Here is a 25,439-nt window from a genome sequence, read left to right as displayed (position 1 = left end):
GGTCACTCGGCATTCCGTCCAATGGCACGGCGGGCTCACCGCAGCCGGGGGAGGACGTCGTCCGCGACGAGGTCGATCATGCGCTCGCGTCCCTCGCCGCCCACCGCCGCCGCGATCACCACCGACTCCGCACCCGCGTCGCGGTACTCGGCCAGCCGGGCCGCGACCTGCTCGGGCGTGCCGTGCGGGACGCAGGCGTCGACGATCCGCTCCATGTCCTGGCCGTAGGTCGCGGCGAGGGCGTCGAGGGCGCTGCGGCGGGCGACGGCCGGGTCGGGGTCGACGCAGGACCACGCGAAGTACGCGCCGGTGACCTCGCCCGGGTCCCGGCCGTGGCGCTCGGCCTCCTCGCGGGCGGTGCGCAGGCCGCGGGCGACGCGGTCCGGGCTCCCGAGGTAGGGCATCCAGACGTCGCCCGCGCGCCCGGCGCGGCGCATCGACGCCTCCGAGCGCCCGCCGACCCACACCGGCGGGCGGGGACGCTGCACCGGGAGCGGGTCGAGGACGGCCGGGGTGCCGTCGACGTCGATCTCCTCGCCGGCGAAGAGCCGCGCGAGCGTGTCGATCCCGGCGTCGGTGCGCCGCCCGCGCTCGCGCACCGGCACCCCGCACGCGGCGAACTCCACCGGGTTCTCGCCGCCGACCCCGATCCCGAGCTCGAAGCGCCCACCGGAGAGCCGGTCGAGCGTCGCGGCCATCTTGGCGGCGAGCGGCGCGGGGTAGAGCGGCAGCAGCGTCACCGCGCTGAGCAGGCGCACGCGGGTGGTCACCGGGGCCGCGGCGGCCAGGCTGACGAAGGCGTTCGCCGTCGGGCTGCCGAAGAGGACGTGCTCGCCGGCCGCGACGATGTCGAAGCCATGCTCCTCGGCCCGCTGCGCGTCGCCCGGCGCCATCGTCGGCGACATCATGAGCCCGACCCTCACGCGTCCACCCCGGCCCGGCCCAGCACGGCGCGCGCCATCCTCAGGTGCACGTCGTCGACCATCTCACCGTCGACGACCCCGACCCCCGACCGCCCCGCCTCGATGACCTCCCGGGCGTGGGCGACCTCGTCGTCGGTCGGCGTGAACGCCTCGTGGGCGAGCGCGACCTGCGACGGGTGGATGCAGATCTTGCCGTCGTACCCGAGGTCGCGGCCGGCGGCGGCGTCGCCCCGGAACGCCTCGGCGTCGTGGGCGGCGACGACGGTCTGGTCGAGCGCGCCGACGCCGGCGACGGCCGCGGCGAGCACGACCTCGCTGCGGGCGTACAGCACCTCGCGGCTGCCCGGGGTGCGGCGCCCGCCGATCGAGGCGATGAAGTCCTCGGCGCCGAAGTACGCCGCGAGGAGGCCCTCGCCGCCCAGCAGCTCCCGGCAGCGTGCCACGCCCCGCACGGTCTCCAGGCCGCCGATCACCGGGAGGCCGAGGCGCCCGTGCAGGTCGGCGAGCTGCCCGGGGGTCTCGAGCTTGGGCAGGACGACGCCGTGCACCGCGGGCCCGGCCGAGGCGACCGCGGCGACGTCGTCGGCGTACCAGGACGTCGACGGGGCGTTGACCCGCACGAACACCTGCAGCCCGGTGTCCCGCGGCAGGTCCCCGACCGCCCGGACGGTGGCCTCGCGGGCGGTGTCCTTGTCGGCGGGGGCGACGGCGTCCTCGAGGTCGACGGCGACCGCGTCGGGCGCCCAGCGCGGGACCTTGGCGACCATGTCCGGGCGTGCGCCGGGCACGAAGAGCAGGCTGCGGGGGACCGTCATGCCGGCTTTCTGTACATGAGCCCCGTGCGCCGGCAGGTGCACACCACGTCGTTGCGCTGGTTCAGCGCCCGGTGCGCGAACACCACGATCCCGGCGTCGGGCCTGCTGCTCGACGCCCGCGCCGACGCGACCTCGGTCTCGACGCGCACCGTGTCGCCGTGGAACACCGGCGACGGGAACAGCACGTCGTCGATCCCGAGCTGGGCGACGATCGTGCCCAGCGTCAGCTCCGGCACCGAGAGCCCGACGACCAGGGCGAGCGTGAACATGCTGTTGACCAGCGGGCGCCCGAACTCGGTGCTCGCCGCGTACTCGTGGTCGAGGTGCAGCGGCGCCGGGTTCATGGTCATCGTCGTGAACATGACGTTGTCGGTCTCGGTGACCGTGCGCCGGGTCGCGTGGTGGACGACGCGACCGACCTCGAGCTCCTCGAACCACAGGCCGCTCACACCCGCACCGCCCCGGCCAGGGTGTCCAGGCTGCCCGGGTCCTCGAGCGCGCTGGTGTCGCTGCGGGCCTCGCCGTGCAGGAGGACCTCGCGCATCAGCCGCCGCATGATCTTGCCGGTACGGGTCTTGGGCATGGCCGGGGTGACGATGACGCGCTCCGGGCGGGCGAGCCCGCCGATGGTGTCCGCCACCAGCGTGCGCACCTCCTCGGGCACGCCGTCGGGTTCGCCCGTGACCGTCACGAACGCGACCGGCACCGTCCCCTTCGTCGCGTCGGGAATGCCGACGACGGCCGCCTCGACGACCTGCGGGTGCGTGCCGACGACGGCCTCGATCTCCATGGTCGAGAGCCGGTGGGCCGCGACGTTGATGACGTCGTCGGCGCGCCCGAGGACCCACAGGTGCCCGTCGGTGTCGACGACGGCCTCGTCGTTGGTGGCGTAGCGGCCCGGGAAGCGCCCGAAGTACGTCGACAGGTAGCGCTCGTGGTCGTCCCACACCGTGCGGGCCAGCGTCGGGAACGGCCGGGTCATGACGAGGTTGCCCTTCACCCCGGCCGGGACGGGCTCGCCCTCGTCGTCGACGACCGCGAACGCGTGCCCCGGCACCGGCGTGCCCGTCGAGCCGGCCTTGAGGTCCTCGACCCCGGTGACCGGGTAGGTCCACGTCGACCCGGTCTCGGTCTGGCCGTAGGCGTTGACGATCGGCACCCCGAACGTCTCGTACCCCCAGGTGAACGTCTCGCCGTCGAGCGGCTCGCCCTGCACGGTGATCAGCTGGAGGCGGGGGAGGGGATGCGACGCGGCGAGGTCGTCTCCGAACTTGCGCAGCAGCCGCAGCACGGTCGGGGCGCACAGCACCTGGGTGACCCCGTGGCGGGCGCAGACGTCGTAGAACCGCGACGGGCCCGGGGTGTCCAGCGCGCCCTCGTAGCAGGCGATCGTCGACCCGTGGGCGAGCCCGCCGATGACCGCCTGGATGGGGAAGGTCAGCCAGCCGACGTCGGCGGCGACCCAGTAGACGTCGCCCTCGACGGGCCCGGCCTGCCAGTGCACGTTGGCCCAGGTGCCGAGCAGGAAGCCGCCGACGGAGTGCACGACGCCCTTGGGGCGTGACTCGGTGCCGCTCGTGAAGATCAGGAAGGCGGCCTCGTTGGGGTCGAGGGCGACGGTCGGGGCGCCCTCGGGGTGCTCGGCGAGCAGGGTCGCGTAGGAGACCTCGTCCCCGGAGAGCGGCACGCCGCGTCCGGTGCGGTCGACCACGACGACGTGCTCGACGGTCGGGGCGTCCGCCCGTGCCGCCCGCAGCGTCTCCAGCAGCTCGACGGGCTTCCCGCGCCGGTAGATCGCGTCGGCGACGATCACGGCCTTCGCCCGCGCCGCGGACAGCCGCGAGGCGACGGCGTCGCGGCCGAAGCCGGAGAACAGCACCGTGTAGATCGCGCCGATCTTGTTGCAGGCGTGGATCGCGGTGAACGCCTCGACGAGGTTGGGCATGTAGACGGCGACGACGTCGCCCCGACCGATGCCGAGGGCGCGCAGCCCGCCCGCGAGGCGGTCGGTCTCGTCGGCCAGCTCGGCGTAGGTCAGCGTGCGGGTGTCGCCCGGCTCGCCCTCCCACACGATCGCGGGGCGCTGCGCGGTCGCCGGGTCGTCGGCCCAGCGGTCGACACAGTTGTCGGCGACGTTGATGCGCCCGCCCTCGAAGTACCGGAAGTCGCCCAGCTCGCCGGAGCGCACGGTCTCCCACGGCGTCAGCCAGCGGTGCTGTGCCGCGACCCAGGCCCAGTAGTCGTCGGGGTCCGCGTCGTGGCGGGCGCGGCACGCGGCCAGCTCGTCGGCGCGCTCGGGGGAGCGCCAGCGCTCGGGCAGCGGGATCAGCGGCGCGGAGATCAGGGCGCCGAGGGTGTCGGACGAGTCCATGAACGATCCTCCGGTCACACGGGACTGACGGGGTGGTGACGGCGCCCGCTCGTGCGGGTCCAGCCGTCGGCGTGGCGCAGCCGCGCGACGAGCTCGCCGCGCAGCTCCTCGCCGGGCACGACGGCGTCGACGACGAGCTCGTCGCCCATGCGCAGGAGGTTGACCTCCGCGCGGTGCTCCTCGACGCGAGCGGCGACGAAGGCCGCGCGCTCGTCGTCGTCCTCGATCGCGGCGATCTTGCCGGCGTAGACGGCGTTCACCGAGGCCTCCGGGCCCATCGCGCCGATGAAGGCGCTGGGCAGGGCGAGCGTGGCCCGGGGCTCGAAGCCCGGCGCGCACATCGCGTAGTAGCCCGCCGCGTAGGCCTTGCGCAGGACGACCGTGAACTTCGGGACCTCGGCCGAGGACATCGCCGCGATCATCTTCGCGCCGTGGCGGATGATGCCCTGGCGCTCGACGGCGACGCCGACCATGAAGCCGGGCACGTCCTGCAGGAAGACCAGCGGCACGTCGAACGCGTCGCAGAGCGCGATGAAGCGGGTGGCCTTGTCGGCGGAGTCGACGTGGATCGCCCCGCTGCGCACCCGCGGCTGGTTGGCGACGAGCCCGACCACACGGCCCTCGAGGCGCGCGAACCCGACGACGATCTCCTGCGCCCAGTCCGGCTTGATCTCGAAGAAGGAGCCGCCGTCGACGAGGCGGTCGATCACGGCGAGGACGTCGTAGCCGACGGTCGGGTCCTCGGGCACCAGGCCTTCCCAGCCGCTCGCCTCGGGCTCGCGGGACTCCGCGGCCGGCGGGGCCTGGTCGAAGCGGGTCGGGAGGTACGAGAACAGCAGGCGCGCCGCGGCGATCGCCTGCCAGTCCTCGTCGAACACCGCGTCGCCGCATCCCGAGACCTCGGCGTGCATGCGAGCCCCGCCCATCTCCTCGGCGGTGGTGCGCTCGCCGGTGACCTTCTCCGCCACCCGGGGCGACGCGAGGTACATCGAGGCCTGGCCGTCGACCATGCCGACCCAGTCGGTGAACGCCGGCATGTAGGCCCCGCCGGCCGCCGACGGCCCGTGCAGGCAGCAGATCTGGGGCACGCGCCCGGACAGGGCGACCTGCAGGTGGAAGATCCGCGAGGCGCCGCGGCGACCGGGGAAGAAGCCCATCTGTTCGGTGAGCCGCCCGCCCGCGGAGTCGACGAGGTAGAAGACCGGGAGCAGGTCGCGGTCGGCGCGCTCGAGGATGCGGATCTGCTTCTCGCAGGTCCGTTCGCCCCAGGACCCCGCCTTGACCCCGAAGTCGTGGGCGATCACCGCGACGGGGCGGCCGTCGACCGTCCCGACGCCGGTGACGACGCCGTCGCCGGGCATGCCCGGGTCGTTCGCCGCGGCGAGCACGCCGTCCTCGACGAAGCTCCCGGGGTCGAGCAGCACGTCGAGGCGCCGGCGCACGGGGAGCTTCTGCGGCCAGCGCGCGGTGTCGCCGCCGAGGCGGGCCCGGTCGGCGGCCGCGAGGACGTCGCCGCCCGAGGGAGGTGCCGGCGGCCCGGGGGGATGGGCCGCCGACACCTCCCACGGGGGACGCGCGCCGTTCGCGGTGCCGGTGGTGTCGGTGGTGTCGGTCGTGTCCGTCACGGCACGAGCCGCTTCGCGAGGATCTCGAGCTGGATCTCGTCGGTGCCGCCGCCGATGCGCAGGATCCGCACGTCGCGGTGGTGGCGCGCGACGGGCGTCTCCTCCAGGTAGCCCGCGCCGCCGAAGAGCTGCACGGCCTCGTCGACGATCCACGCGGCGGCCTTGGCCGCGAAGTACTTGGCGGCGGCCACCGAGCGGTCGGCCTCGGGGTGGCCGCGGTCGAGGCGGTCGGCGGCCTTGTAGGTCATCACCCGCGCGGCCTCGAGCTCGATCTCCATCGCGGCGAGACGGTGGCGGATCGCCTGCCGGTCGGTCAGCGGCGCACCGGCGACCTCGCGGCCGCGGACGTACTCGGTGACCGTGTCCAGGGCCTCGGCGGCGTGGCCGAGGCCCATCGCCGCGAGCGCGACCCGCTCGAGCTGGAAGGCGCTCATGATCTGGTGGAAGCCGCGGCCCTCGACGCCGAGCACGGCGTCCTCGCCGAGCACCACGCCGTCGAGCACGACCTCGCGGGTGTCCGACGAGTGCCAGCCCATCTTCTGCAGGGGCGCGCCGAAGGAGAGCCCGGGCGTCCCGGCGGGGACGACGAACGTGGTGATGCCGCGGTGGCCGCCGTCCGGGTCGGTCTTCGCGCCGACGACCAGCACGTCGGCGAGGCCCGCGTTGGTGATGTACATCTTCCGGCCGTCGAGCACCCAGCCCGCGTCGGTGCGCCGGGCGCGCGTGGTGATGCCGGCGACGTCCGAGCCCGCGCCGGGCTCGGTGACGGCGATGGCGGCGATCGCCTCGCCGGCGGCCAGCGCCGCGACCCAGCGCTCCCGCTGGTCGGTGGTGCCGTGGCGGACGATGTGCGGGGCGGCCATGTAGGCGCTGACCAGGGCGCCGACCGCGATGCCGCCGCACGCACGGGTGATCTCCTCGGCGAGCACGGCGACCGCTGTCGCCTCGCCGCCCTCGCCGGCCGACCCGCCGAACTCGGGCGGCGTGAGCAGGCCGAGCAGGCCGGCGTCGCCCATCTCCTTCCAGAGCCGCTCGGGCGGGTGACCGTGGCGCTCGGCCTCGGCGACGAGGGGACGCACCCGCTCGTCGGTGAAGGCGCGACAGGTCGCCCGGAAGTCCTCGTGGACCTCGTCGAGGTCGTAGGACACGCGTACTCCCTTGCTGTCGACCGACCGGTCGGGCGAAAGTACCCCACGTCACAGACGTTCGGTCAAGGCGTACGAGGGGAACCGGGGCAGCGATGGCGACACGGGGGGCCGGGACGGCGGGATCGGCACGGGGCAGCCGCGCCGACGAGCAGCGGCAGCGCATCCTCGCGGCCGCCGTGGCCGTCTTCAGCCGCCGCGGGTACCGCGCGGCATCGATGAACGACGTCGCCGCGACCGTCGGGCTCTCGAAGCCCACGCTCTACCACTACGTGCGCACCAAGCAGGACCTCCTCGTCGCGATCTACGAGGAGGTGCTCGACGAGAGCCTGGCCAGCGGGCGCTCGATCGTCGCCGCGGCACCCTCGACGCGCGAGGCGGTGCGCCGGCTGATCGCCGACCGGGCCGCGTACACCTGCGAGCACCGCGACCTGCTGACGATCTGCTTCGAGGAGGAGTCGGAGCTCCCGCCGGAGCTCGCCGAGCCCATCCTCGAGCGCCGGCGCACCTACGAGCGTCTGCTGCGCGACGCGGTGGAGGCGCACCTCGCCGCGACCGGGCGGACGCTGCCGATGGCGACCGGGACCTACGTCAACGCCTGCCTCGGCGCCGCGAACTGGACCTACAAGTGGTTCGACCCCGCCGGCCCGCGCACCCCGCGCGACCTCGGCGAGGACGTCGCCGCCGTCCTGATGCCCCTGCTGGACGGACCCATGTGAGCGAACTTGGGCCTATAGGCCCAAAGTTCGCTCACATGGGGTCGGTGAAGACGGGGTCGCGCTTCTCGAAGCCGGCGGTGACCGCCTCGACCTGGTTGGGGCTGCCGATCAGCGCGCCGATCTCGGTCTGCTCGGCGGCGAAGCCGGTCTCGAGGTCCACCCGGCCGGCGAGGTCGAGCAGGCGCTTCGCGGCCCGGACGGCGTGCGGGCTCCGCCCGGCGATCTGGCGGGCCAGCTCCAGCGCGGCCGCGAGCGGGTCGTCGTCGGTGCGCGTGCAGAGACCGAGCGCCGCCGCCTCGGTGCCGCCGACCACGCGGGCGGTCAGCGTCAGCTCCTTCGCGACGTCGCGGCCCACGAGCTCGGGGAGCACCTGGGTCCCGGTCATGTCCGGGATGAGGCCCCACTGGGCCTCGAGCACGGAGAGCCGGGCGTCCGGGGCGACGATGCGGATGTCGGCGCCGAGGGCGATCTGCAGCCCGCCGCCCAGCGCGTTGCCCCGGATCGCGGCGATCACCGGCACCTCCAGCTCGGCCCACACCCACGCCGCGCGCTGGCCCGTCGCGCGCGCCGGCCCGGACGACGCCGGCAGCTGCGCCGACGCCGAGAGCCGCTCGCCGGAGCGCATCGCCCGGAACGAGGCGAAGTCGAGCCCGGCGCAGAAGTCGGGGCCCTCGCCGGAGAGCACCACCGCGCGCACACCCGGGTCCTTCTTCAGCTGCTCCCCGGCCTCGACCAGGCCCTCGAACATCGCCGGGTCCAGCGCGTTGCGCTTCTCGGGACGGGACAGCCGCACGTCGGCGACCCCGTCGGTGACCTCGACCCGCACCCGCTCCTGCTCGGTCATGCGCGCCAGTCTCGCAGCGAACGTGGCGTTCGCTGCTTCTATGCGTCCGAACTCCCCGTTGATCAACGGCGCGACGCCCTTCCGTCGCCGCTCCCGGCGCTGTCATGCTCCCTGAACGGTCGTTCAGGAGGAGGTCGGTGTGGACTTCGCGCTCCCGACGGAGCTGACGGCGCGGCTGGAGGCGCTCGACGACTTCATCGAGCGGGAGATCCGCCCGCTCGAGGAGCAGGACGACAACCAGCGCTTCTTCGACCACCGCCGCGAGTGGGCCCGCACGGACTTCGAGCACGGCGGCGTGCCGCGGGCGGAGTGGGAGGAGCTGCTCGGCGAGATGTTTCGCCGGGCCGACACCGCGGGATGGCTGCGCTACGGGCTCCCGGCGTCGGTGGGCGGGGGCGACGGCACGAACCTCGACATGGCGGTGATCCGCGAGCACCTCGCGCACCGCGGCCTCGGGCTGCACAACGACCTGCAGAACGAGTCGTCGGTGGTCGGCAACTTCCCCTTCGTGCACATGCTGCTCGAGTTCGGCTCCGACGAGCAGCGCGCCGAGTTCCTCGAGCCCGTGCTCACGCGCACCGCGCGCCTCGGGTTCGGGCTCAGCGAGCCCGACCACGGCAGCGACGCCACGTGGATGGAGACGACGGCCGCCCGCGACGGCGGCGACTGGGTGATCAACGGCGCGAAGCGCTGGAACTCCGGGATGCACTCCGCGACTCACGACGTCGTGTTCGCCCGCACGGCCGGGAACGACGGCGACGCGCGCGGCATCACCGCCTTCTTCGTGCCGGTGGCGACGCCCGGCTTCTCCGTCGACTTCCACTGGTGGACGCTGAACATGCCCACCGACCACGCCGAGGTGACCCTGCACGACGTGCGGGTCCCGGACGCGGCGATCTTCGGGTCCGAGGGCGAGGGCCTGGCGGTGGCGCAGACGTTCGTGCACGAGAACCGCATCCGCCAGGCGGCCTCCGGGGTGGGCGCCGGCCAGTTCTGCGTCGACCGCAGCGTCGAGTACGCGCGGCAGCGACACACGTTCGGCGCCCCGCTCGCGACCCGCCAGGCGATCCAGTGGCCGCTCGTCGAACTGCAGACCGAGGCCGAGATGCTGCGCGGGCTGGTGCGCAAGACCGCGTGGGAGCTCGACCGCGTCCCGCACGCCGAGATCAGCGACCGGGTCTCGATGTGCAACTACCGCGCCAACCGCTTCGTGTGCGATGCCGCCGACCGCGCGATGCAGGTCCACGGCGGGCTGGGCTACTCCCGGCACACGCCCTTCGAGCACATCTACCGTCACCACCGCCGCTACCGGATCACCGAGGGCGCCGAGGAGGTCCAGATGCGCCGGGTCGCGGGCTACCTCTTCGGCTTCGCGGGACCCCGGAAGAGCCGATGACCCTGGCGGACCAGCTCGCGCGCCGGCTCACCGACGTCACCGGCGCCGCGGTCACCGTCGAGGACCTGCGCCGGCTCACCGCCGGCGCGAGCCGCGAGACGTGGTCCTTCACCGCGCGCACCGACGGGCGGCGACGCGACCTGGTCCTGCGCCGCGACCCGCCGGGCGCCGACCGTCCCGACGGCATGGCCCTCGAGGCCGCCTCGATCGCGGCCGCCGAGGCCGCGGGCGTGCGGGTGCCGCCGCTGGTCGACAGCGGCACCGACCCCGCGACCGTCGGCGCGCCGTACCTGGTCACCGCGCACGTCGACGGCGAGACCCTCGGGCCGCGGCTGCTGCGCGACGACCGCTACGCCGACGCGCGGACCGGTCTCGCCGCCGAGCTGGGCCGCACGCTCGCGCGCATCCACGCGATCCCCCTCGACGCGGTCCCCGGCCTCGCGGCCGCCGACCCCGTCGACGCCCTGCGCGCGACCCTCGACGGCCTCGGCGAACCGCTGCCGGCCGTCGAGATCGCGCTGCGGTGGCTCGACCGACACCGGCCCGATCCCGTCCCCGACGCCGTCGTCCACGGCGACTTCCGGCTCGGCAACCTCATCGTCGACGCGACCGGCCTGCGCGCCGTGCTCGACTGGGAGCTGGTGCACCGCGGCGACCCCCGCGAGGACCTCGGCTGGCTGTGCGTCAAGTGCTGGCGCTTCGGGGCCCCGCTGCCCGTCGCGGGCCTGGGCACCGTCGACGAGCTGCTCGACGGGTACGCGGAGGTCGCCGGGCAGCGCCCCGACCCCGAGGCCGTGCGCTGGTGGCAGATCCACCGGACGGCCTGGTGGGCGCTGCACTGCCGGGAGATGGCCGAGCGGCACCTCTCCGGCGCCGTCCCGTCGGTGGAGCTCGCCGCGATCGGGCGCCGGGTCGCCGAGCAGGAGCACGACCTGCTCCTGGCGCTGGGGCTCCAGCCGTCGGGGGACGCCGGTGTCGAGGCCACGGCGCCTCGCTCTGACCTCCTCGGACGCCCCTCGGCGGCCGACCTCGTCGACGCCGTGACGACGTTCCTGCGCGAGGACGTCATGGCGGTCGACGACGAGCGCGTCGCGTTCCTCGCCCGGGTCGCGGCGAACGTCCTCGCGGGGGCGGGACGGGAGCTCACCCTCGGCCCGGAGACCGACCGGCGCCACGCCGCGCGGCTCGCCGCGCTCGGGTACCGCGACCAGGCCGGCCTCGCCGCCGCGATCCGGTCCGGCGCGGTCGACGACACCGATCCCGCGCTGCTCGCCGCGGTCCGCGCGGCGGTGACCGACAAGCTCGCGGTGGCCAACCCCCGCTACCTGACCCAGCCCGGATGACGGACGGAGGACCGATGCGCACGGTGACGACGGGGCTCGGGTTCCCGGAGGGCCCGATCGCCCTGACGAGCGGCGACGTCCTCGTCGTGGAGATCCGGCGCGGCACGCTCACCCGCGTCGGACCCGACGGGCGGACCACCGTCGTCGCCGAGCTCGGAGGCGGCCCCAACGGCGCCGCGATCGGCCCCGACGGCGCGGTCTACGTCTGCAACAACGGCGGCTTCGCGTGGCACGACCGCCCCGGCGGCGTCACCGCGCCGGGCCACCAGCCCGAGGACTACATCGGGGGCCGGATTCAGCGGGTCGAGCTCGACACGGGCCACGTCACCGACCTCTACACGGCGTGCGACGGCCGCCCGCTGCGCGGGCCGAACGACATCGTCTTCGACGCCGACGGCGGCTTCTGGTTCACCGATCTCGGCAAGAAGCGCGAGCGGGACCAGGACACGGGCGCGCTGTACCACGCGCAGCCCGACGGGTCGTCGATCACCGAGGTCGTCCACCCGCTCGTCGAGCCCAACGGGGTCGGCCTCGCCCCCGACGGCTCGCGGGTCTACGTCGCCGAGACGGGACCGGGCCGGCTGTGGGCCTGGGACGTCACCGGGCCCGGGCAGCTCGGCCCCCGGCAGCTCCTGCACGGCTTCGACGGTTTCCAGCCGCTCGACTCGCTCGCGGTCGACGGCGAGGGCAACGTCTGCGTCGCGACGCTGATGACCGGGGCCGTCAGCGTCGTGGCCCCGGGCGGGCAGCTGCTGCGCCAGGTGCCGGTGCCCGAGCACGATCCGTACGTGACCAACATCTGCTTCGCGGGCTCGGGGAGCCGCACGGCCTGGGTGACGTCCTCGGGCCGCGGCGTCCTCTACGTCACGGAGTGGGACACCGTGGGTCTCGACCTCGCGTTCACGGCATGAAGGGATGACGGCATGGCCTGGGACTTCTCCACCGACCCGGAGTTCGAGCAGCAGCTCGCGTGGATGCGGACGTTCGTCCGCGAGGAGATCGAGCCGCTCGAGACCCTCGACCTCGACGGGGCGACGCTGAAGCGCGCGACGGCGCCGCTGCAGGAGGAGGTCAAGGAGCGCGGGCTGTGGGCCGCGCACCTGCCCCCGGAGCTGGGCGGCGGCGGCTTCGGCCAGGTCAAGCTCGGGCTGATGCACGAGATCCTCGGGCGCTGCGTGTACGCCCCGTCGGTGTTCGGCAACAACGCCCCCGACTCGGGCAACGCCGAGCTCCTCGCCCTCGGGGCGAACGACGACCAGAAGAAGAAGTGGATGGAGCCGCTGCTCGACGGGACGCTGCGCAGCGCGTTCTCGATGACCGAGCCGAACGCCGGCGCCGACCCGACGCTGCTGACCACCCGGGCCGAGCGCGTCGGGGACGAGTACGTCGTCAACGGGCACAAGTGGTTCACGTCGAACGGGTCGGTCGCCGACTTCCTCATCCTCATGGCCGTCACCGACCCGGACGCGGCCCCGCGGCGCCGGGCGTCGATGTTCGTCGTCCCGGCCGACGCCCCCGGCGTGGAGGTCCTGCGCGACATCCCGACGATGGAGCACCCGGAGGAGCGCACCGGGCAGCCGGGCGGGCACGCCGAGGTGATCTACCGCGACGTGCGCGTGCCCGTCGAGAACCTGGTCGGCAACGAGGGCGACGGCTTCCTGCTCGCCCAGCAGCGGCTGGGGCCGGGGCGCATCCACCACTGCATGCGCTGGCTGGGGCAGTCGCAGCGCGCCTTCGACATGCTCTGCGAGCGGGCCGTCTCGCGGTACACCCACGGCTCGCTGCTCTCCGAGAAGCAGATGGTCCAGGACTGGATCGCCACCTCGACCGCCGAGATGACCGCGGCGCGGCTGATGACGCTGCAGGCCGCCTGGAAGATGGACCAGGGCGGCACCGAGGCGGCGCTCACCGACATCGCGATGATCAAGTTCTACGGCGCGACGGTGCTCTACAACGTCATCGACCGCGCCATCCAGGTCCACGGCTCGCTCGGCTTCACCACCGACCTGCCGCTGGAGGGGATGTACCGCCACGCCCGCGCCGCGCGGATCTACGACGGCCCCGACGAGGTCCACAAGGTCACCGTCGCCCGCCGCGTGCTGCGCGGCTACGAGGCCCGCGAGGTGCCCTCGGAGCACGTGCCGACCCGCCGCGAGGAGGCGCGGCGGAAGTTCGCGCATCTGCTGGATTCCGCATCGATCGGCCACAACTGACCTAGGCTGCCGCTCAGTTCCGTCCGCGCGAAGGAGATCGAACGATGATCGCAGTGGGAGACAAGCTCCCCGACGTGCCCCTGACCACCGTCGACGCCGGGGGCAACACGTCGCCCGTGCGCTCGGGGGAGCTGTTCGGGAAGGGCCGGACCGTCCTGTTCGGGGTGCCCGCCGCGTTCAGCCCGACCTGCAGCGACGCGCACCTGCCCGGGTTCGTCGCGAAGGCCGACGAGATCACCGGCAAGGGCGTCGACCGCATCGTGTGCGTGTCGGTGAACGACCCGTTCGTCATGACGGCGTGGGCGAAGGACCAGCAGGTCTCCGGCGTGACCATGCTCGCCGACGGCTCCGCGCTGTTCGCCAAGGCGATGGGCCTGGACATGGACGGCACGGACTTCGGGCTGGGCGTCCGCTCCCAGCGCTACGCGGCGATCGTCGACGACGGCACGCTGACCTGGATCGACGTCGAGGCGGCGCCGCCGGACCACGAGGTCTCGACCGCGGACGCGGTGCTCGCGCACCTGTAGCGGTGGCGCGCTACCGGTGGTCGACGATCCGCAGCGCGATCGCCGTGTAGCGCTCCACGAGATCGGTGACGTCCAGTCCGCCGTGCGGGTGCGGCTCGTACCACTGCGCGATCGCGTTGCAGGCCGCGATCACCGCACGGCGGGCGTCGCCGGGGTGGGCGCAGCGGAAGACGCCCCGGGCGACGCCGTCGTCGATGAGGTCGGCCCACAGCCGGGTGGCGGCGGCGCGCATCCCGTCGAGGCGCTCGCGGTGCTGCGGCTCGAGGTTGCGCCACTCCGAGGTGGCGATCGTGCTCTCGACCCGCCGGCTCACCCGGTACTCCACGGTGGCCCGGACGAGCGCGGCGAGGCGCCCGGCCGGGTCGTCGCCGGCCGCCCGCAGGGCGGCGTCGCACCGGCGGAAGTACTCGTCGATGCTCTCCTCGATCAACGCGGCCAGCAGCTCCTGCTTGCCCGCGTGCCAGTGGTAGAGCGCCGAGAGCGACAGCCCCGCGCGGCGGGCGATGTCGCGGATCGACGTGCCGTGGTAGCCGCGCTCGGCGAAGCTCTCCCGGGCTGCCCGCGTGATGGCCTCCCGGCCACCGCCCCGCGGGACGGACGGCCCGACCTGCTCGGACGCCTCGGCAGGCTCGTCGTCGAGGGGCCCCGGGGACACGGGCTCAGCATAGGGCCGGTTGGCCGCCGAACGGACGATCGATAGGTTTCGAGGGCCGGTATCTCGGCCCCTCGACGCCCCGGGAGAGGACCCATGGACTCCGACGTCCTGCTCAGCAGCCACTCCGACGGCGTGCTCACCCTCACGCTCAACCGGCCGCAGCGGCGCAACGCGCTCGACGCCGCGTCGTGGCGGGAGCTGCACGCCGCGCTCTCCGCCGCGAGCCACGACACCGCCGTGCGCGCGCTGGTGATCACCGGCGCGGGCGGCGCGTTCTGCGCGGGCGCCGACGTCTCCGAGGCCCGTGCGGGCCACCCGCTGGAGCGCATGGCGTTCATCAACGAGATCGCGCTGATGCTCCACGAGCTGCCGATCCCGACGGTCGCCAAGGTCGACGGCGTCGCGGTGGGCGCCGGCTGGAACCTCGCGCTGGGCTGCGACCTCGTCGTCGCCACCCCGACCTCGCGGTTCTCGCAGATCTTCGCCAAGCGCGGGCTGTCGCTCGACTTCGGCGGCTCGTGGCTGCTGCCCCGCCTGGTCGGGATGCAGCAGGCCAAGCGGCTGGCCCTGCTCGCCGAGATGATCGACGCCGCGGAGGCCGAGCGGCTCGGGCTCGTGACGTGGGTGGTGGCGCCCGAGGAGCTCGACGGCTTCGTCGACGACCTCACCACCCGCCTCGTCGGCGCCGCGCCCGTCGCGGTCCGGCAGTCCAAGGCGCTGCTGCACGAGAACGCGGACCGCCCGCTGCGCGACGCGCTCGCGAGCGAGGCCCGCACGCAGGCGGTCAACTTCGCGACCGCCGACGCCCCCGAGGCGTTCCGGGCCTTCACCGAGAAGCGCGAGCCGGGCTTCACCGGCGAGTGGGCGGTCCGGTGAGCGGTCTGTTCGACCTCTCCGGGCACGTCGCGCTGGTCACCGGCGGGAACTCCGGGATCGGCCTCGGGATGGCCCGGGGCCTCGCGCGCTGCGGTGCCGACGTCGCGATCTGGGGGACCAACGCCGAGCGCAACGCGGAGGCCGCCGCCTCGCTGGCCGAGCACGGGACGCGGGTGCGGGCCTGGCGCTGCGACGTCGGCGACGAGGACGCCGTCACCGGGAGCTTCGCCGCGACGCTCGAGCACTTCGGCCGCGTCGACTCGTGCTTCGCCAACGCCGGCGTCGCCGGGTCGGGGGCGGCGTTCGTCGACACCACGCTCGACGACTGGCGGCGCGTCACGCGCGTCAACCTGGACGGGGCGTTCCTGACGCTGCGGGCCGCGGCGCGGCACATGGTCGCCCGGGGCGGGGGAGGGGTGCTCGTCGGCACCTCGAGCGTGTCCACCGTGCACGGGGCGCCGCGCAACGAGGCGTACGCGGCGAGCAAGGCCGGTCTCACCGCGATCATCAAGGGCGCGGCGGTGGAGCTCGCGCGGCACCGGATCAACGCGCACTCGATCGTCGCGGGCTGGACCGAGACGCCGCTCGCCTCGCCGCGCCTGCACGACGAGCGCTTCGAGGCCGCGGTGATGAAGCGGATGCCGCAGCGGCGCTGGGGCGACCCCGACGACTTCGCCCGCCTCGCCGTCTACCTCGCCGCCAACGTCGGCGGCTTCCACACCGGCGACGAGATCGTCGTCGACGGCGCCTACTCGATCTTCTGATGGAGATCCTCGACGACTACCTCGCCGCGCTCGACGCGGGCTCGGCCGACCGTGCCGTGGCCTGCTTCGCGCCGGGCGGCGAGGTCGTCTCCCCGCTCTACGGCACGGTGCCCGCGGCGGAGTTCTACCCGACGCTCTTCGCCGACTCGTCGCCCTCGCGCACCACGCTGCAGCGCGTCTACGTCGACCCGGACGACCCGCGCGAGGTGGCGCTGGCGTTCCGCTACGACTGGGTGCTGCGCGACGGGACGCCCGCGCCGTTCGACGTCGTCGACCTGATCACGCTGACCGACGACCGCTCGCGCATCGCGCGGCTGGTGATCTGCTACGACACGGCACCGCTGGCGTCCGCGTGGAGCCGTGCGCGTCATTGACCCTCGACGGGGGCTGGGAGAGCCTCGCGGACATGACTGCCGACGAGGTCGCCCGCGAGCAGGGCGAGCAGGACGCCTCCGCCGCCCTGGCCGACGAGGAGCACTGGCGCATCGCCGGCGGCGGCATGCTGACGGTGCACCCGGTGGAGCACTGGGTCCCGCGCGACCATCGCCGCGCCTACCTCGACGGCGCCGCCAGCGTCCTCGGCTACCGCCCCCTCGTCCTGGGCTGACCTCGTATGTGAGCGAACTTTGGTGCTATAGCCCCGAAGTTCGCTCACGTGGGCGCGCTGCAACCTGGGTGCAACCCCTGCCGCCCGCGCGCGTGAGCCGGTTCACTGTCTCCCACGCCACACGACCGTGGGCGGGTGCGGGCGGACGCCCACGGTCGGCCGACGCCGTCCGCGTGGAGGTAGCAGTGACCCAGACCGTCGAGAGCGCCACGGACGCGGGCACGCGGGTGGACTCCTGGCTGACCGAGTTCGCCGAGGCGATCTCGGCCGGCGACGGCGACCGCGCGGCGGCGCTGTTCGCCGCCGAGTCCTATTGGCGCGACCTCGTGTCGTTCACCTGGAACCTGATCACCGTCGAGGGCCCGGCGGGCGTCGCCGGGGTCGTGACGTCCGACGCTGCCCGCCAGATGGCCCCGGTGACCTTCGAGGTCAGCGGCGAGCCGACCGTCGCGGACGGCATCACCGAGGCATGGCTGACGTTCGAGACCGCGATCGGCCGGGGCACCGGCCACCTGCGGCTCGACGGTGAGAACAAGGCGTGGACGTTCCTCACCACGCTCGACGAGCTCAAGGGCCACGAGGAGCCGGCCAGCCCGAACGCCGAGCGGCCCTTCGGCACCGAGCACGGCGCCAACCCCGACCGCGTCACGTGGAAGGAGCGCCGCGAGGCCGAGGCGGCGGAGCTGGGCTACACCCGCCAGCCCGAGATCGTGATCATCGGCGGCGGCCAGGGCGGCATCGCGCTCGGCGCGCGCCTGCGCCAGCTCGGCATCGAGACGATCATCGTCGAGTCGAACGAGCGCCCCGGCGACTCCTGGCGCAAGCGCTACAAGAGCCTCGCCCTGCACGACCCGGTCTGGTACGACCACCTGCCCTACATCAAGTTCCCGGACAACTGGCCGGTGTTCTCGCCGAAGGACAAGATCGGCGACTGGCTCGAGATGTACACGAAGGTCATGGAGCTGAACTACTGGGGCTCCACGACGGCGAAGAGCGCCTCGTTCGACGAGGCGTCCGGCGAGTGGTCCGTGGTCGTCGACCGCGCCGGCGAAGAGGTCACGCTGCGCCCGAAGCAGCTGGTCTTCGCGCTCGGCGTCTCGGGCAAGCCGAACATCCCGTCGATCCCCGGTGATGACGTCTTCCAGGGCGAGATCCAGCACTCGTCGCAGCACCCCGGCCCCGACGCCTACAAGGGCAAGAAGGTCGTGGTCATCGGGTCGAACAACTCCGCGTTCGACATCTGCGGCTCGCTGTGGGAGGTGGGCGCCGACGTCACGATGGTGCAGCGCTCCTCCACCCACATCATCCGGTCCGAGACGCTGATGGAGTACGCCCTCGGCGACCTCTACTCCGAGCGCGCGGTCGCGGCCGGCATCGACACCTACACCGCCGACATGGTGTTCGCGTCGCTGCCGTACCGGATCATGCACACCTTCCAGAAGCCGGCCTACGACAAGGCCCGCGAGGTCGACGCCGACTTCTACCGGCGCCTGGAGGAGGCCGGCTTCGACCTCGACTTCGGCGACGACGACTCCGGCCTGTTCATGAAGTACCTGCGCCGCGGCTCGGGCTACTACATCGACGTGGGCGCCGCCGAGCTCGTGGCCGACGGCAAGGTGAAGCTCGCCAAGGGCCAGATCACCGAGTTCACGGAGAAGGAGGTCGTGCTCGACGACGGCACCCGCCTCGAGGCCGACCTCGTCGTCTTCGCCACCGGCTACGGCTCGATGAACCGGCGCGCCGCCGACATCATCGGCCAGGACATGGCCGACAAGGTCGGCAAGGTCTGGGGCCTCGGCTCGGACACCACCAAGGACCCCGGTCCCTGGGAGGGCGAGCAGCGCAACATGTGGAAGCCGACCCAGCAGGACAACCTCTGGTTCCACGGCGGCAACCTGCACCAGTCGCGCTTCTACTCGCTCTATCTCGCCCTGCAGCTCAAGGCGCGTCAGGTGGGCATCCCGACCCCGATCCACGGGCGTCAGGAGTCGCACCACCAGGCGTAGGTCCCGCGACGCCGAGGAGCGAGGGTCACCTTCGCTGCGTGGGGCGCAGCGAGGGTGACCTTCGCTGCGTCGCGAGGCCCCGCGCGCCGGGGAGCGAGGGTGACCTTCGCTGCGTAGGGCGCAGTGAAGGACGCCCTCGCGCCTCCCACGGCGATCAGGTGCGGGCGGGTTCCACGGCGAGGTCGAGGACGACGTCGCCCTGGGTCGTGCGCCCGTCGTGGAGCAGGATCCGCTGGGCGCTCGGGGCGAGGCCCGCCGCGCCGGCGACCAGCAGGTGGTCGCCCGGTCCGGCCGGCAGCGCGTAGTCGCCCGCCCCGTCGCTGACGGTCCGCCCGGCCTCGCGGCCGGTGGTGTCGACGAGCGTGAGCGTCGCCCCGGGGACGGGTCGGCCGGCGGCGTCGCGCACCGCGCCGACCAGGGCCGTCCCGACGGGCTCGACCTCCTCGGTGTGCTCGGTCCGCGTCGTCACCGCGCCGCGGCCGGCGGTGCGCCCGGCCGGGACGAGGATCCCGACGACCAGGGCGCCGACCACGAAGATGCCGGCCGCCACGAGGAAGGCGACCGTGTACCCGTGCAGCGCGACGGCCAGCGGCGAGCCCACGACGCCGACGGCGGCCGTGCCCGCGACGCTGGAGAGCAGCGCCGTGCCCACCGACCCGCCGACCTGCTGCATGGTGTTGACCGAGGCCGATGCCACGCCGGCGTCCCCGGGTGCCACGCCGAGGGTCGCGGTGTTGATCGACGTCGACATCGCGGTGCCCATGCCGAGGCCCATGAGGATCAGCGGACCCAGGATGTGCGCGGCGTACCCGGACTCCGGGGTGAGGAACGAGAACCAGAACAGGGCGCCTGCGCCGAGCAGCATCCCGGCCACGAGCAGGGGCTTCGGCCCGGTCCGGGGGAGCAGGTAGGTGGGCACGGTGTTCGCGGCGGTCACGATCGACGCGACCATCGGCAGGAACGCGACGCCGGTGATCAGCGGCGAGAAGCCGAAGACCTGCTGCAGCGTGTACGCGAGGAACAGCGAGACCCCGAACATGCCGGTGGTCAGCGTCAGGATCGTCAGGAACGACCCGCCGCGGAAGCGGTCGGTGACCACGCGCAGGGGCAGCAGCGGCGCCGCCACCCGGCGCTGGACGAGCACGAACGCGACGAGCAGGACGACCCCGGCGGCGAGGAACGCGTAGACCACGGGCGAGGTCCAGCTGTCGGTCTCGGCGCTGGCGAAGCCGTACACGACGGCGAACAGGCCGGCCGACGCGAGCAGGGTGCCGGCGACGTCGAGGCGCGGCCGGTGCTCGACGGGGTGCTTCGGGAGCAGCAGCGAGGCCCCGAGGAAGGCGACCGCGGCGAAGACGGCGTTGACGTACATGCACCAGCGCCAGTCGACGTACTCGGTCAGCGCGCCGCCGAGCAGCAGCCCGATCGCGGCGCCCGAGCCGGCGAGGGCGGCGAACACGCCGAACGCGCGCGCCCGGTCCCGTCCCTCGGTGAACGTCGTGGTCAGCAGCGAGAGCGCGGCCGGGGCCAGCAGCGCCCCGAACACGCCCTGCAGGGCGCGGGCCGCCACCAGCAGCTCGAATCCGGGGGCCAGCCCGCCGAGCACCGAGGCCGCCGCGAAGCCGACCAGGCCGACGAGGAAGGCGCGCTTGCGTCCGAAGAGGTCCGACAGGCGGCCACCGAGCAGCAGCAGGCTGCCGAAGGCGAGCGCGTAGGCCGTGACGATCCACTGGCGCTGCGCGTCGTCGAAGCCCAGGTCGGCCTGGGCCGAGGGCAGGGCGATGTTCACGATCGAGTTGTCGAGGATGACCATGAGCTGGGCGATCCCGATCACAGCCAGGATCAGCCAGCGTCGCCGATCCGGCGACGCAGGTGCTTCGACAGGTGAGCTCACGAGGCGCACGACCGTTCTGGGCGGAATTCTGGGAGGTTCGAGCAGATCGGGGACCGCGCTGTCCCCGGTTGTCCTCGACGCTATGACCTCGAGCGCTGTCGATGTCCAGCCGATTCCCGGCCGCGGGTGTGAATCGACCGACGGTCCAGGGGGCACGCTGGCGTCATGGAGTACACGAAGCTCGGCGCGACCGGTCTCGACGTCTCCCGGGTGTGCCTGGGGTGCATGAGCTACGGCGAGCCGAACGACCGCTGGCCCTGGGCGCTGCCCGCCGACCAGGCCGAGCCGTTCTTCCGCCAGGCGCTCGACGCCGGCATCAACTTCTTCGACACCGCCGACGTCTACTCCCAGGGCACGTCCGAGGAGATCACCGGGCGCTGGCTGAACCGGATGGCCGACCGCGACGAGATCGTCGTCGCCACGAAGGTCTTCAACCGGATGCGGAAGGGGCCCAACGGCGCCGGACTCTCGCGCAAGGCGATCATGACCGGGATCGACGCCTCGCTGCGCCGCCTCGGCATGGAGTACGTCGACCTTTACCAGATCCACCGCTGGGACCCCGAGACACCGATCGAGGAAACGCTCGAGGCGCTGCACGACGTCGTGAAGGCGGGCAAGGCCCGCTACATCGGCGCGTCGTCGATGTGGGCCTGGCAGTTCGCGAAGGCGCTGCACCTGCAGGACGGCAACGGGTGGACCCGGTTCGTCACGATGCAGAACCACTACAACCTGCTCTACCGCGAGGAGGAGCGGGAGATGTTCCCGCTCTGCGGGGAGGAGGGCATCGGGTCCATCCCCTGGAGCCCCCTGGCCCGCGGGCGGCTGACCCGGGACTGGGACGAGTCCACGAACCGCCTCGAGACCGACGAGGTCGGCAAGCGGCTCTACCGCGACACCGACCGGTACATCGTCGAGAAGGTCGCCGAGGTGGCCGAGAAGCGCGGGGTGTCGCGGGCCCAGGTCGCGCTCGCGTGGACGCTCGCCAACCCGGTCGTCGACTCACCCATCATCGGGGCGACGAAGTCCCACCACCTCGACGACGCCGTCGCGGCCGTCGACCTGCGTCTGGACGACGACGAGATCGCCGGTCTCGAGGAGCGCTACGAGCCCCGCGGGGTCGCCGGGCACCAGTGAGGGGAGTCAGCTCCCCGCCAGCGCCGCCCGCACGTCGGTCTTGAGGATCTTCCCGACGGTCGAGCGCGGGAGCGTGTCCCAGAACTCGATCTGCTTCGGCGTCTTCACGCTGCCGATCCGGCCCTTGACGAAGGCCATGAGGTCGTCGGCCGAGACGTCGGTGCCGCCCGCGCGCTCCACCACCGCGGTGACACGCTCGCCCCACTTCTCGTCGGGCAGGCCGATCACCGCGCAGTCGCGCACGGCCGGATGGGCCATGAGCGCCTGCTCGACCTCGGCGGAGTAGACGTTGAACCCGCCGGAGATGACCATGTCCTTGGCGCGGTCGACGATGAACAGGAAGCCCTCGGCGTCGAGGTAGCCGATGTCACCGGTGTGGTGCCAGCCGTGCGCCGAGACCTCGGCGGTGGCCTCCGGGTCGCGGTAGTACCCGGCCATCACCAGCGACCCGCGGACGACGATCTCGCCGCGCTCGCCACGGGGGAGCAGCTCCCCGTCCCGGGCCATGATCGCGACGGTGACCAGGGGCGACGGCCGGCCCGCCGAGGCCAGGCGCTCGCGGGCCACGGATCCGTCGGGCCGGCGGTGCTCGGCGGGCGACATCGTCGACACCATCATCGGCGCCTCGGACTGCCCGAACAGCTGCGCCATCGGCCCGATCCGCTCGAGCGCCTCCTCGAGCCGCGCCACCGACATCGGCGCCGCGCCGTACCAGAAGCACTGCAGGGAACCCAGGTCCCGCGAGACGAGGTCGGGGTGAGCCAGGACCATGTAGATCAGCGTCGGCGGCAGGAACGTGTGCGTCACGCGGTGGTGCTCGATCAGCTCCAGGAACCGCGCGACGTCGGGCTTCGCCATCACGACGATCTCCCCGCCGAGCGCCATGACCGGGAAGCACAGCACCCCGGCGGCGTGGGTCAGCGGCGCGAGGGCGAGGTAGACCGGCCGGCCCTCGAACGGATAGCTCATCAGCGTGACCGCGGACATCGTCTCGAGGTTCCGGTCGGTGAGCATCACGCCCCTTGGGCCGCCCCGTGGTCCCGCCGGTGCCCACGAGGGCGACGACGTCGTCGGGGGGCGGCGCCTCCGCCGGCGGGTCGTTCTCGGCGGCCGCGAGCCAGTCGGCGAACGACGGCGTCGTGCCGCGCGGGCCGTCGAGGCACACGATCGTCCGCAGCTGGGGCAGGGCGCCCGCGATCGTGTCCACGAGCTCGCCGAACGAGCCCTGGTGGATCAGCGCGGCGCAGTCGAACAGGTCCAGCAGCTCGCGGTTCTCGTCGCCGGCGTTGCGCGGGTTGATGGGGCACCACACCGCGCCGGCGCGCGCGATGCCGAACACGCACGCGAACGCGACCGGGTCGTTCGCCGACAGGATGCCGACCTTGTCGCCGGGCCGGACGCCGGAACGTCGCAGGGCCCGGGCCACCCGGTGGCTCAGGGCGACGACCTCGCGGTAGGACAGCGTCGCGCCGTCGAGGGTCAGGCAGGGGGCCTCGGGGTCGATCGAGGCCCCCTTGTCCAGCCAGGACGTCAGGGCCACGACTACATGCCCATCCCACCGTCGACCGGCAGGCCGACGCCGTTGACGAACCGGGCGGCGTCCGACGCGAGGAAGACCGCCGCGTCGGCGATGTCGGACACCTCGGCGAGGCGGCCGGACGGGGTCAGCTCGACGACCGCCGCGACGGCGGCGTCCGGGCTCTCGAACAGGCCCAGCCCGGAGGTCTCGACCGCGAGCTTCACGCCCATGTCGGTGGGCACGAGGCCGGGGTAGAGGCAGTTGACGCGCACGCCGTAGCCGAGCTTGCCCGACTCCATCGCCGCGACGCGGGTGAGCCGGTCGACGCCGGACTTCGTGGCCGAGTAGCCCGCGATGGCCGGGAACGCGATCGTCGCGGCGACCGACGCCACGTTGATGACCGCGCCGCCGGCACCCGCGGCGCCCCCCGGGCGCATCGCGCGGAACGCGTGCTTGATGCCGAGCATCGTGCCGAGCAGGTTGACCTCGAGCATGCGCCGGACGTCATCGGGCTCGGTGTCGACGAGCAGCGAGGTGACCTCGAGGCCGGCGTTGTTGACGACGACGTCGAGCCCGCCGAGCTCGGCGACGGTGTGCGCGACGGCGGACTCCCACGCGGCGTCGTCGGTGACGTCGAGCGCGACGAAGCGCGCGCCCGGGATCTCGCCGGCGGTCTGTTCACCGACGTCCTTGAGGACGTCGGCCAGCATCACCGAGGCGCCGGCCGCCGCCATGGCGCGCCCCATCCCGGCGCCGAGACCGCGGGCGCCGCCGGTGATCAGCACCCTCCGGCCGGCGAGTTCGTCACTCATCCGTCGTCCTCCCCGCCGGCGCCCCTGCCGGCCGACCCGTGATCGTGCTTCGCTGCTGCGACGCAGATCACAACGTAGGGACGTCTCTGGACAATCGTCAAGATTTCCCCGGACGGCCGTCCAGGCTCGGTACGCTGGGGCGTTCCGACCTCGACGGGAGATCCAGCCCGTGGCCCGCACGACCGACTCGACGGCACCGGCCGACCGCAGCGCGCGGCGGCGGGCGGACAGGATCGACGAGCGCCGCCGCGAGCTCGCCGACGCCGCGCTGCTGACGCTCTCCGAGCTCGGCTACGCCCGCACGAGCCTGCGCGAGATCGCGCAGAACTCGGCGTTCTCGCACGGCGTCCTGCACTACTACTTCCGCGACAAGGTCGAGCTGATCACCTACTGCGTGCGGCAGTACAAGACGCACTGCGTCGAGCGCTACGACGGCATCGTGGCGACCGCCGTGAGCCCGGAGGGCCTGCTGGAGGGGGTCGCCGACGGTCTCGCGGCCACGCTGGAGCAGGACACGCTGCTGCACCGGCTCTGGTACGACCTGCGCACCCAGTCACTGTTCGAGGAGTCGTTCCGCGCCGACGTCGCCGAGATCGACGGCAGCCTCGAGCGGATGATCTGGCGGACCGTCGAGGCCTACGCACACCTCGTCGGCGCCGCGCCGGCCTGCGCCCCGTCGTTCGCCTACGCCACGGTCGACGGCCTGTTCCACCAGGCGCTCCAGCGCCATCTCGCCGGCGCGGCGGACGCGCTCGACGACCTGCGCGCGGGGGTCCGGCGCCAGCTGGAGACGCTGGTCGGCTGAGGTCTCACGCCCCGCCCGGAGCGGCCCCCGAGGCGACGCGCTTGCGCAGCTCGCCGACCTCCGTGGGGTCGAACCCGTGGGCCGTCAGCCACGTCCGGACCGCCTCGCCCTCGGGGTGACGGGTGGGCACCACGTTGTAGACGTAGTTGAGCTGGCGGGACGCGGCCTCGCGCTCGAGGTGCTCCAGCACGAAGGCGCCGACGCCGGTGCCGCGCGCGTCCGGGGTGGTCACGATGAGGATCTCGGCGTCGCCCCAGGTGTCGTCCAGGCGCCCGTAGCCGAGCGCGCTGCCGGCGTCGTCCTCCACGCGCCACCACGCGTCACCCAGCGGGTGGCCCACCTCGGGGTACCCCAGTCCGAACAGCGTCGGCGGCAGGTCACCGAGCGCCGCGGCCTTGTCCTGGTCCCAGCGGGGCTCCTGCTCGGCGATCCAGTGCCACGTCATC

24 protein-coding genes and 1 pseudogene are annotated in these 25,439 nt (G+C 73.4%); 13 read left to right on the top strand and 12 right to left on the bottom strand.

Going from position 1 to position 25,439, the window contains the following annotated elements:
• Positions 1–35: 35 nt before the first annotated feature.
• The 6 genes from ACR9E3_RS20560 to ACR9E3_RS20535 are packed head-to-tail and all read right to left on the bottom strand — an operon-like array spanning position 36 to position 6,882.
• Positions 36–923 carry an LLM class flavin-dependent oxidoreductase gene (locus tag ACR9E3_RS20560; RefSeq protein ID WP_460382385.1) on the bottom strand — a complete coding sequence of 296 codons (888 nt, stop codon included), beginning with the start codon at positions 921–923 and terminating at the stop codon, positions 36–38.
• Positions 920–1,738 carry an HpcH/HpaI aldolase/citrate lyase family protein gene (locus ACR9E3_RS20555; protein WP_460382384.1) on the bottom strand — a complete coding sequence of 273 codons (819 nt, stop codon included), beginning with the start codon at positions 1,736–1,738 and terminating at the stop codon, positions 920–922. The genes ACR9E3_RS20560 and ACR9E3_RS20555 overlap by 4 nt, the downstream gene beginning before the upstream one ends.
• Complete coding sequence (locus ACR9E3_RS20550; protein ID WP_460382383.1) at positions 1,735–2,187, bottom strand: MaoC family dehydratase; 453 nt, start codon at positions 2,185–2,187, stop codon at positions 1,735–1,737. Before ACR9E3_RS20550 ends, ACR9E3_RS20555 begins: the two co-directional genes overlap by 4 nt.
• A complete protein-coding gene (locus ACR9E3_RS20545) occupies positions 2,184–4,109 on the bottom strand; it encodes an AMP-binding protein (protein WP_460382382.1) in 1,926 nt (641 codons plus the stop codon). Before ACR9E3_RS20545 ends, ACR9E3_RS20550 begins: the two co-directional genes overlap by 4 nt.
• A 14-nt stretch (positions 4,110–4,123) precedes the next feature.
• Positions 4,124–5,734 (bottom strand): acyl-CoA carboxylase subunit beta, encoded by a 1,611-nt coding sequence (locus ACR9E3_RS20540; RefSeq protein ID WP_460382381.1) that lies wholly within the window; start codon positions 5,732–5,734, stop codon positions 4,124–4,126.
• On the bottom strand, positions 5,731–6,882 hold the full coding sequence (locus ACR9E3_RS20535) for an acyl-CoA dehydrogenase family protein (protein ID WP_460382380.1): 1,152 nt from the start codon (positions 6,880–6,882) through the stop codon (positions 5,731–5,733). The genes ACR9E3_RS20540 and ACR9E3_RS20535 overlap by 4 nt, the downstream gene beginning before the upstream one ends.
• Positions 6,883–6,974: 92 nt before the next feature.
• Between ACR9E3_RS20535 and ACR9E3_RS20530 the strand changes: the two genes are divergently transcribed.
• On the top strand, positions 6,975–7,598 hold the full coding sequence (locus ACR9E3_RS20530; protein ID WP_460382379.1) for a TetR/AcrR family transcriptional regulator: 624 nt from the start codon (positions 6,975–6,977) through the stop codon (positions 7,596–7,598).
• Positions 7,599–7,629: 31 nt separating this feature from the next.
• On the opposite strand, the gene ACR9E3_RS20525 is transcribed toward ACR9E3_RS20530, so the two are convergent.
• Positions 7,630–8,442: a crotonase/enoyl-CoA hydratase family protein gene (locus ACR9E3_RS20525; protein WP_460382378.1), complete on the bottom strand. Its 813-nt coding sequence runs from the start codon at positions 8,440–8,442 to the stop codon at positions 7,630–7,632.
• A 139-nt stretch (positions 8,443–8,581) separates the two neighbouring features.
• Here ACR9E3_RS20525 and ACR9E3_RS20520 point away from each other — a divergent pair, with 139 nt between their 5' ends.
• Genes ACR9E3_RS20520 through ACR9E3_RS20500 form a run of 5 tightly spaced genes read left to right on the top strand, consistent with a single transcriptional unit; the run spans position 8,582 to position 13,921 of the window.
• Positions 8,582–9,838: an acyl-CoA dehydrogenase family protein gene (locus ACR9E3_RS20520; RefSeq protein ID WP_460382377.1), complete on the top strand. Its 1,257-nt coding sequence runs from the start codon at positions 8,582–8,584 to the stop codon at positions 9,836–9,838.
• A complete protein-coding gene (locus ACR9E3_RS20515; RefSeq protein WP_460382376.1) occupies positions 9,835–11,181 on the top strand; it encodes a phosphotransferase family protein in 1,347 nt (448 codons plus the stop codon). Before ACR9E3_RS20520 ends, ACR9E3_RS20515 begins: the two co-directional genes overlap by 4 nt.
• A gap of 14 nt (positions 11,182–11,195) precedes the next feature.
• The gene (locus tag ACR9E3_RS20510; RefSeq protein ID WP_460382375.1) at positions 11,196–12,092 is read left to right on the top strand and encodes an SMP-30/gluconolactonase/LRE family protein; all 897 of its coding nucleotides are present in this window, start codon (positions 11,196–11,198) and stop codon (positions 12,090–12,092) included.
• 12 nt (positions 12,093–12,104) lie between these two features.
• Positions 12,105–13,394 (top strand): acyl-CoA dehydrogenase family protein, encoded by a 1,290-nt coding sequence (locus tag ACR9E3_RS20505; RefSeq protein WP_460382374.1) that lies wholly within the window; start codon positions 12,105–12,107, stop codon positions 13,392–13,394.
• 44 nt (positions 13,395–13,438) lie between these two features.
• The gene (locus ACR9E3_RS20500) at positions 13,439–13,921 is read left to right on the top strand and encodes a redoxin family protein (RefSeq protein WP_460382373.1); all 483 of its coding nucleotides are present in this window, start codon (positions 13,439–13,441) and stop codon (positions 13,919–13,921) included.
• A 10-nt stretch (positions 13,922–13,931) separates the two neighbouring features.
• On the opposite strand, the gene ACR9E3_RS20495 is transcribed toward ACR9E3_RS20500, so the two are convergent.
• Positions 13,932–14,576, bottom strand: a complete 645-nt coding sequence (locus tag ACR9E3_RS20495) for a TetR/AcrR family transcriptional regulator (RefSeq protein ID WP_460382371.1) — start codon at positions 14,574–14,576, stop codon at positions 13,932–13,934.
• Between the two features lie 93 nt (positions 14,577–14,669).
• Between ACR9E3_RS20495 and ACR9E3_RS20490 the strand changes: the two genes are divergently transcribed.
• The 5 genes from ACR9E3_RS20490 (at position 14,670) to ACR9E3_RS20470 (ending at position 18,829) form a co-directional block, all read left to right on the top strand.
• Positions 14,670–15,452 carry an enoyl-CoA hydratase/isomerase family protein gene (locus tag ACR9E3_RS20490; protein ID WP_460382370.1) on the top strand — a complete coding sequence of 261 codons (783 nt, stop codon included), beginning with the start codon at positions 14,670–14,672 and terminating at the stop codon, positions 15,450–15,452.
• Entirely contained in the window at positions 15,449–16,216 is a 768-nt protein-coding gene (locus ACR9E3_RS20485; protein WP_460382369.1) for an SDR family NAD(P)-dependent oxidoreductase, read from the top strand. The genes ACR9E3_RS20490 and ACR9E3_RS20485 overlap by 4 nt, the downstream gene beginning before the upstream one ends.
• A complete protein-coding gene (locus ACR9E3_RS20480; protein WP_460382368.1) occupies positions 16,216–16,590 on the top strand; it encodes a nuclear transport factor 2 family protein in 375 nt (124 codons plus the stop codon). The genes ACR9E3_RS20485 and ACR9E3_RS20480 overlap by 1 nt, the downstream gene beginning before the upstream one ends.
• Positions 16,591–16,622: 32 nt before the next feature.
• Entirely contained in the window at positions 16,623–16,823 is a 201-nt protein-coding gene (locus tag ACR9E3_RS20475) for a hypothetical protein (protein WP_285653906.1), read from the top strand.
• Between the two features lie 185 nt (positions 16,824–17,008).
• Positions 17,009–18,829, top strand: coding sequence for a flavin-containing monooxygenase (locus tag ACR9E3_RS20470; RefSeq protein WP_460382367.1), 1,821 nt, complete (start codon positions 17,009–17,011; stop codon positions 18,827–18,829).
• A 154-nt stretch (positions 18,830–18,983) separates the two neighbouring features.
• Here ACR9E3_RS20470 and ACR9E3_RS20465 read toward each other — a convergent pair whose 3' ends face one another.
• Complete coding sequence (locus ACR9E3_RS20465) at positions 18,984–20,663, bottom strand: MFS transporter (protein ID WP_460382366.1); 1,680 nt, start codon at positions 20,661–20,663, stop codon at positions 18,984–18,986.
• Positions 20,664–20,888: 225 nt separating this feature from the next.
• Here ACR9E3_RS20465 and ACR9E3_RS20460 point away from each other — a divergent pair, with 225 nt between their 5' ends.
• Entirely contained in the window at positions 20,889–21,857 is a 969-nt protein-coding gene (locus ACR9E3_RS20460) for an aldo/keto reductase (protein ID WP_460382365.1), read from the top strand.
• Positions 21,858–21,863: 6 nt separating this feature from the next.
• Here the strand turns inward: ACR9E3_RS20460 and ACR9E3_RS20455 are convergent.
• A pseudogene (locus tag ACR9E3_RS20455) lies at positions 21,864–23,397 on the bottom strand (acyl-CoA synthetase).
• 2 nt (positions 23,398–23,399) lie between these two features.
• Complete coding sequence (locus ACR9E3_RS20450; protein WP_460382364.1) at positions 23,400–24,188, bottom strand: SDR family NAD(P)-dependent oxidoreductase; 789 nt, start codon at positions 24,186–24,188, stop codon at positions 23,400–23,402.
• Between the two features lie 169 nt (positions 24,189–24,357).
• Between ACR9E3_RS20450 and ACR9E3_RS20445 the strand changes: the two genes are divergently transcribed.
• A complete protein-coding gene (locus tag ACR9E3_RS20445; RefSeq protein WP_460382363.1) occupies positions 24,358–24,993 on the top strand; it encodes a TetR/AcrR family transcriptional regulator in 636 nt (211 codons plus the stop codon).
• 4 nt (positions 24,994–24,997) lie between these two features.
• On the opposite strand, the gene ACR9E3_RS20440 is transcribed toward ACR9E3_RS20445, so the two are convergent.
• The gene (locus ACR9E3_RS20440; protein WP_460382362.1) at positions 24,998–25,438 is read right to left on the bottom strand and encodes a GNAT family N-acetyltransferase; all 441 of its coding nucleotides are present in this window, start codon (positions 25,436–25,438) and stop codon (positions 24,998–25,000) included.
• Position 25,439 lies beyond the last annotated feature (1 nt).

Source organism: Actinomycetospora sp. C-140 (genome assembly GCF_054796175.1).
Note: the sequence above shows the minus strand (reverse complement) of the source record. Positions and strands in the feature narration are given on the sequence as shown.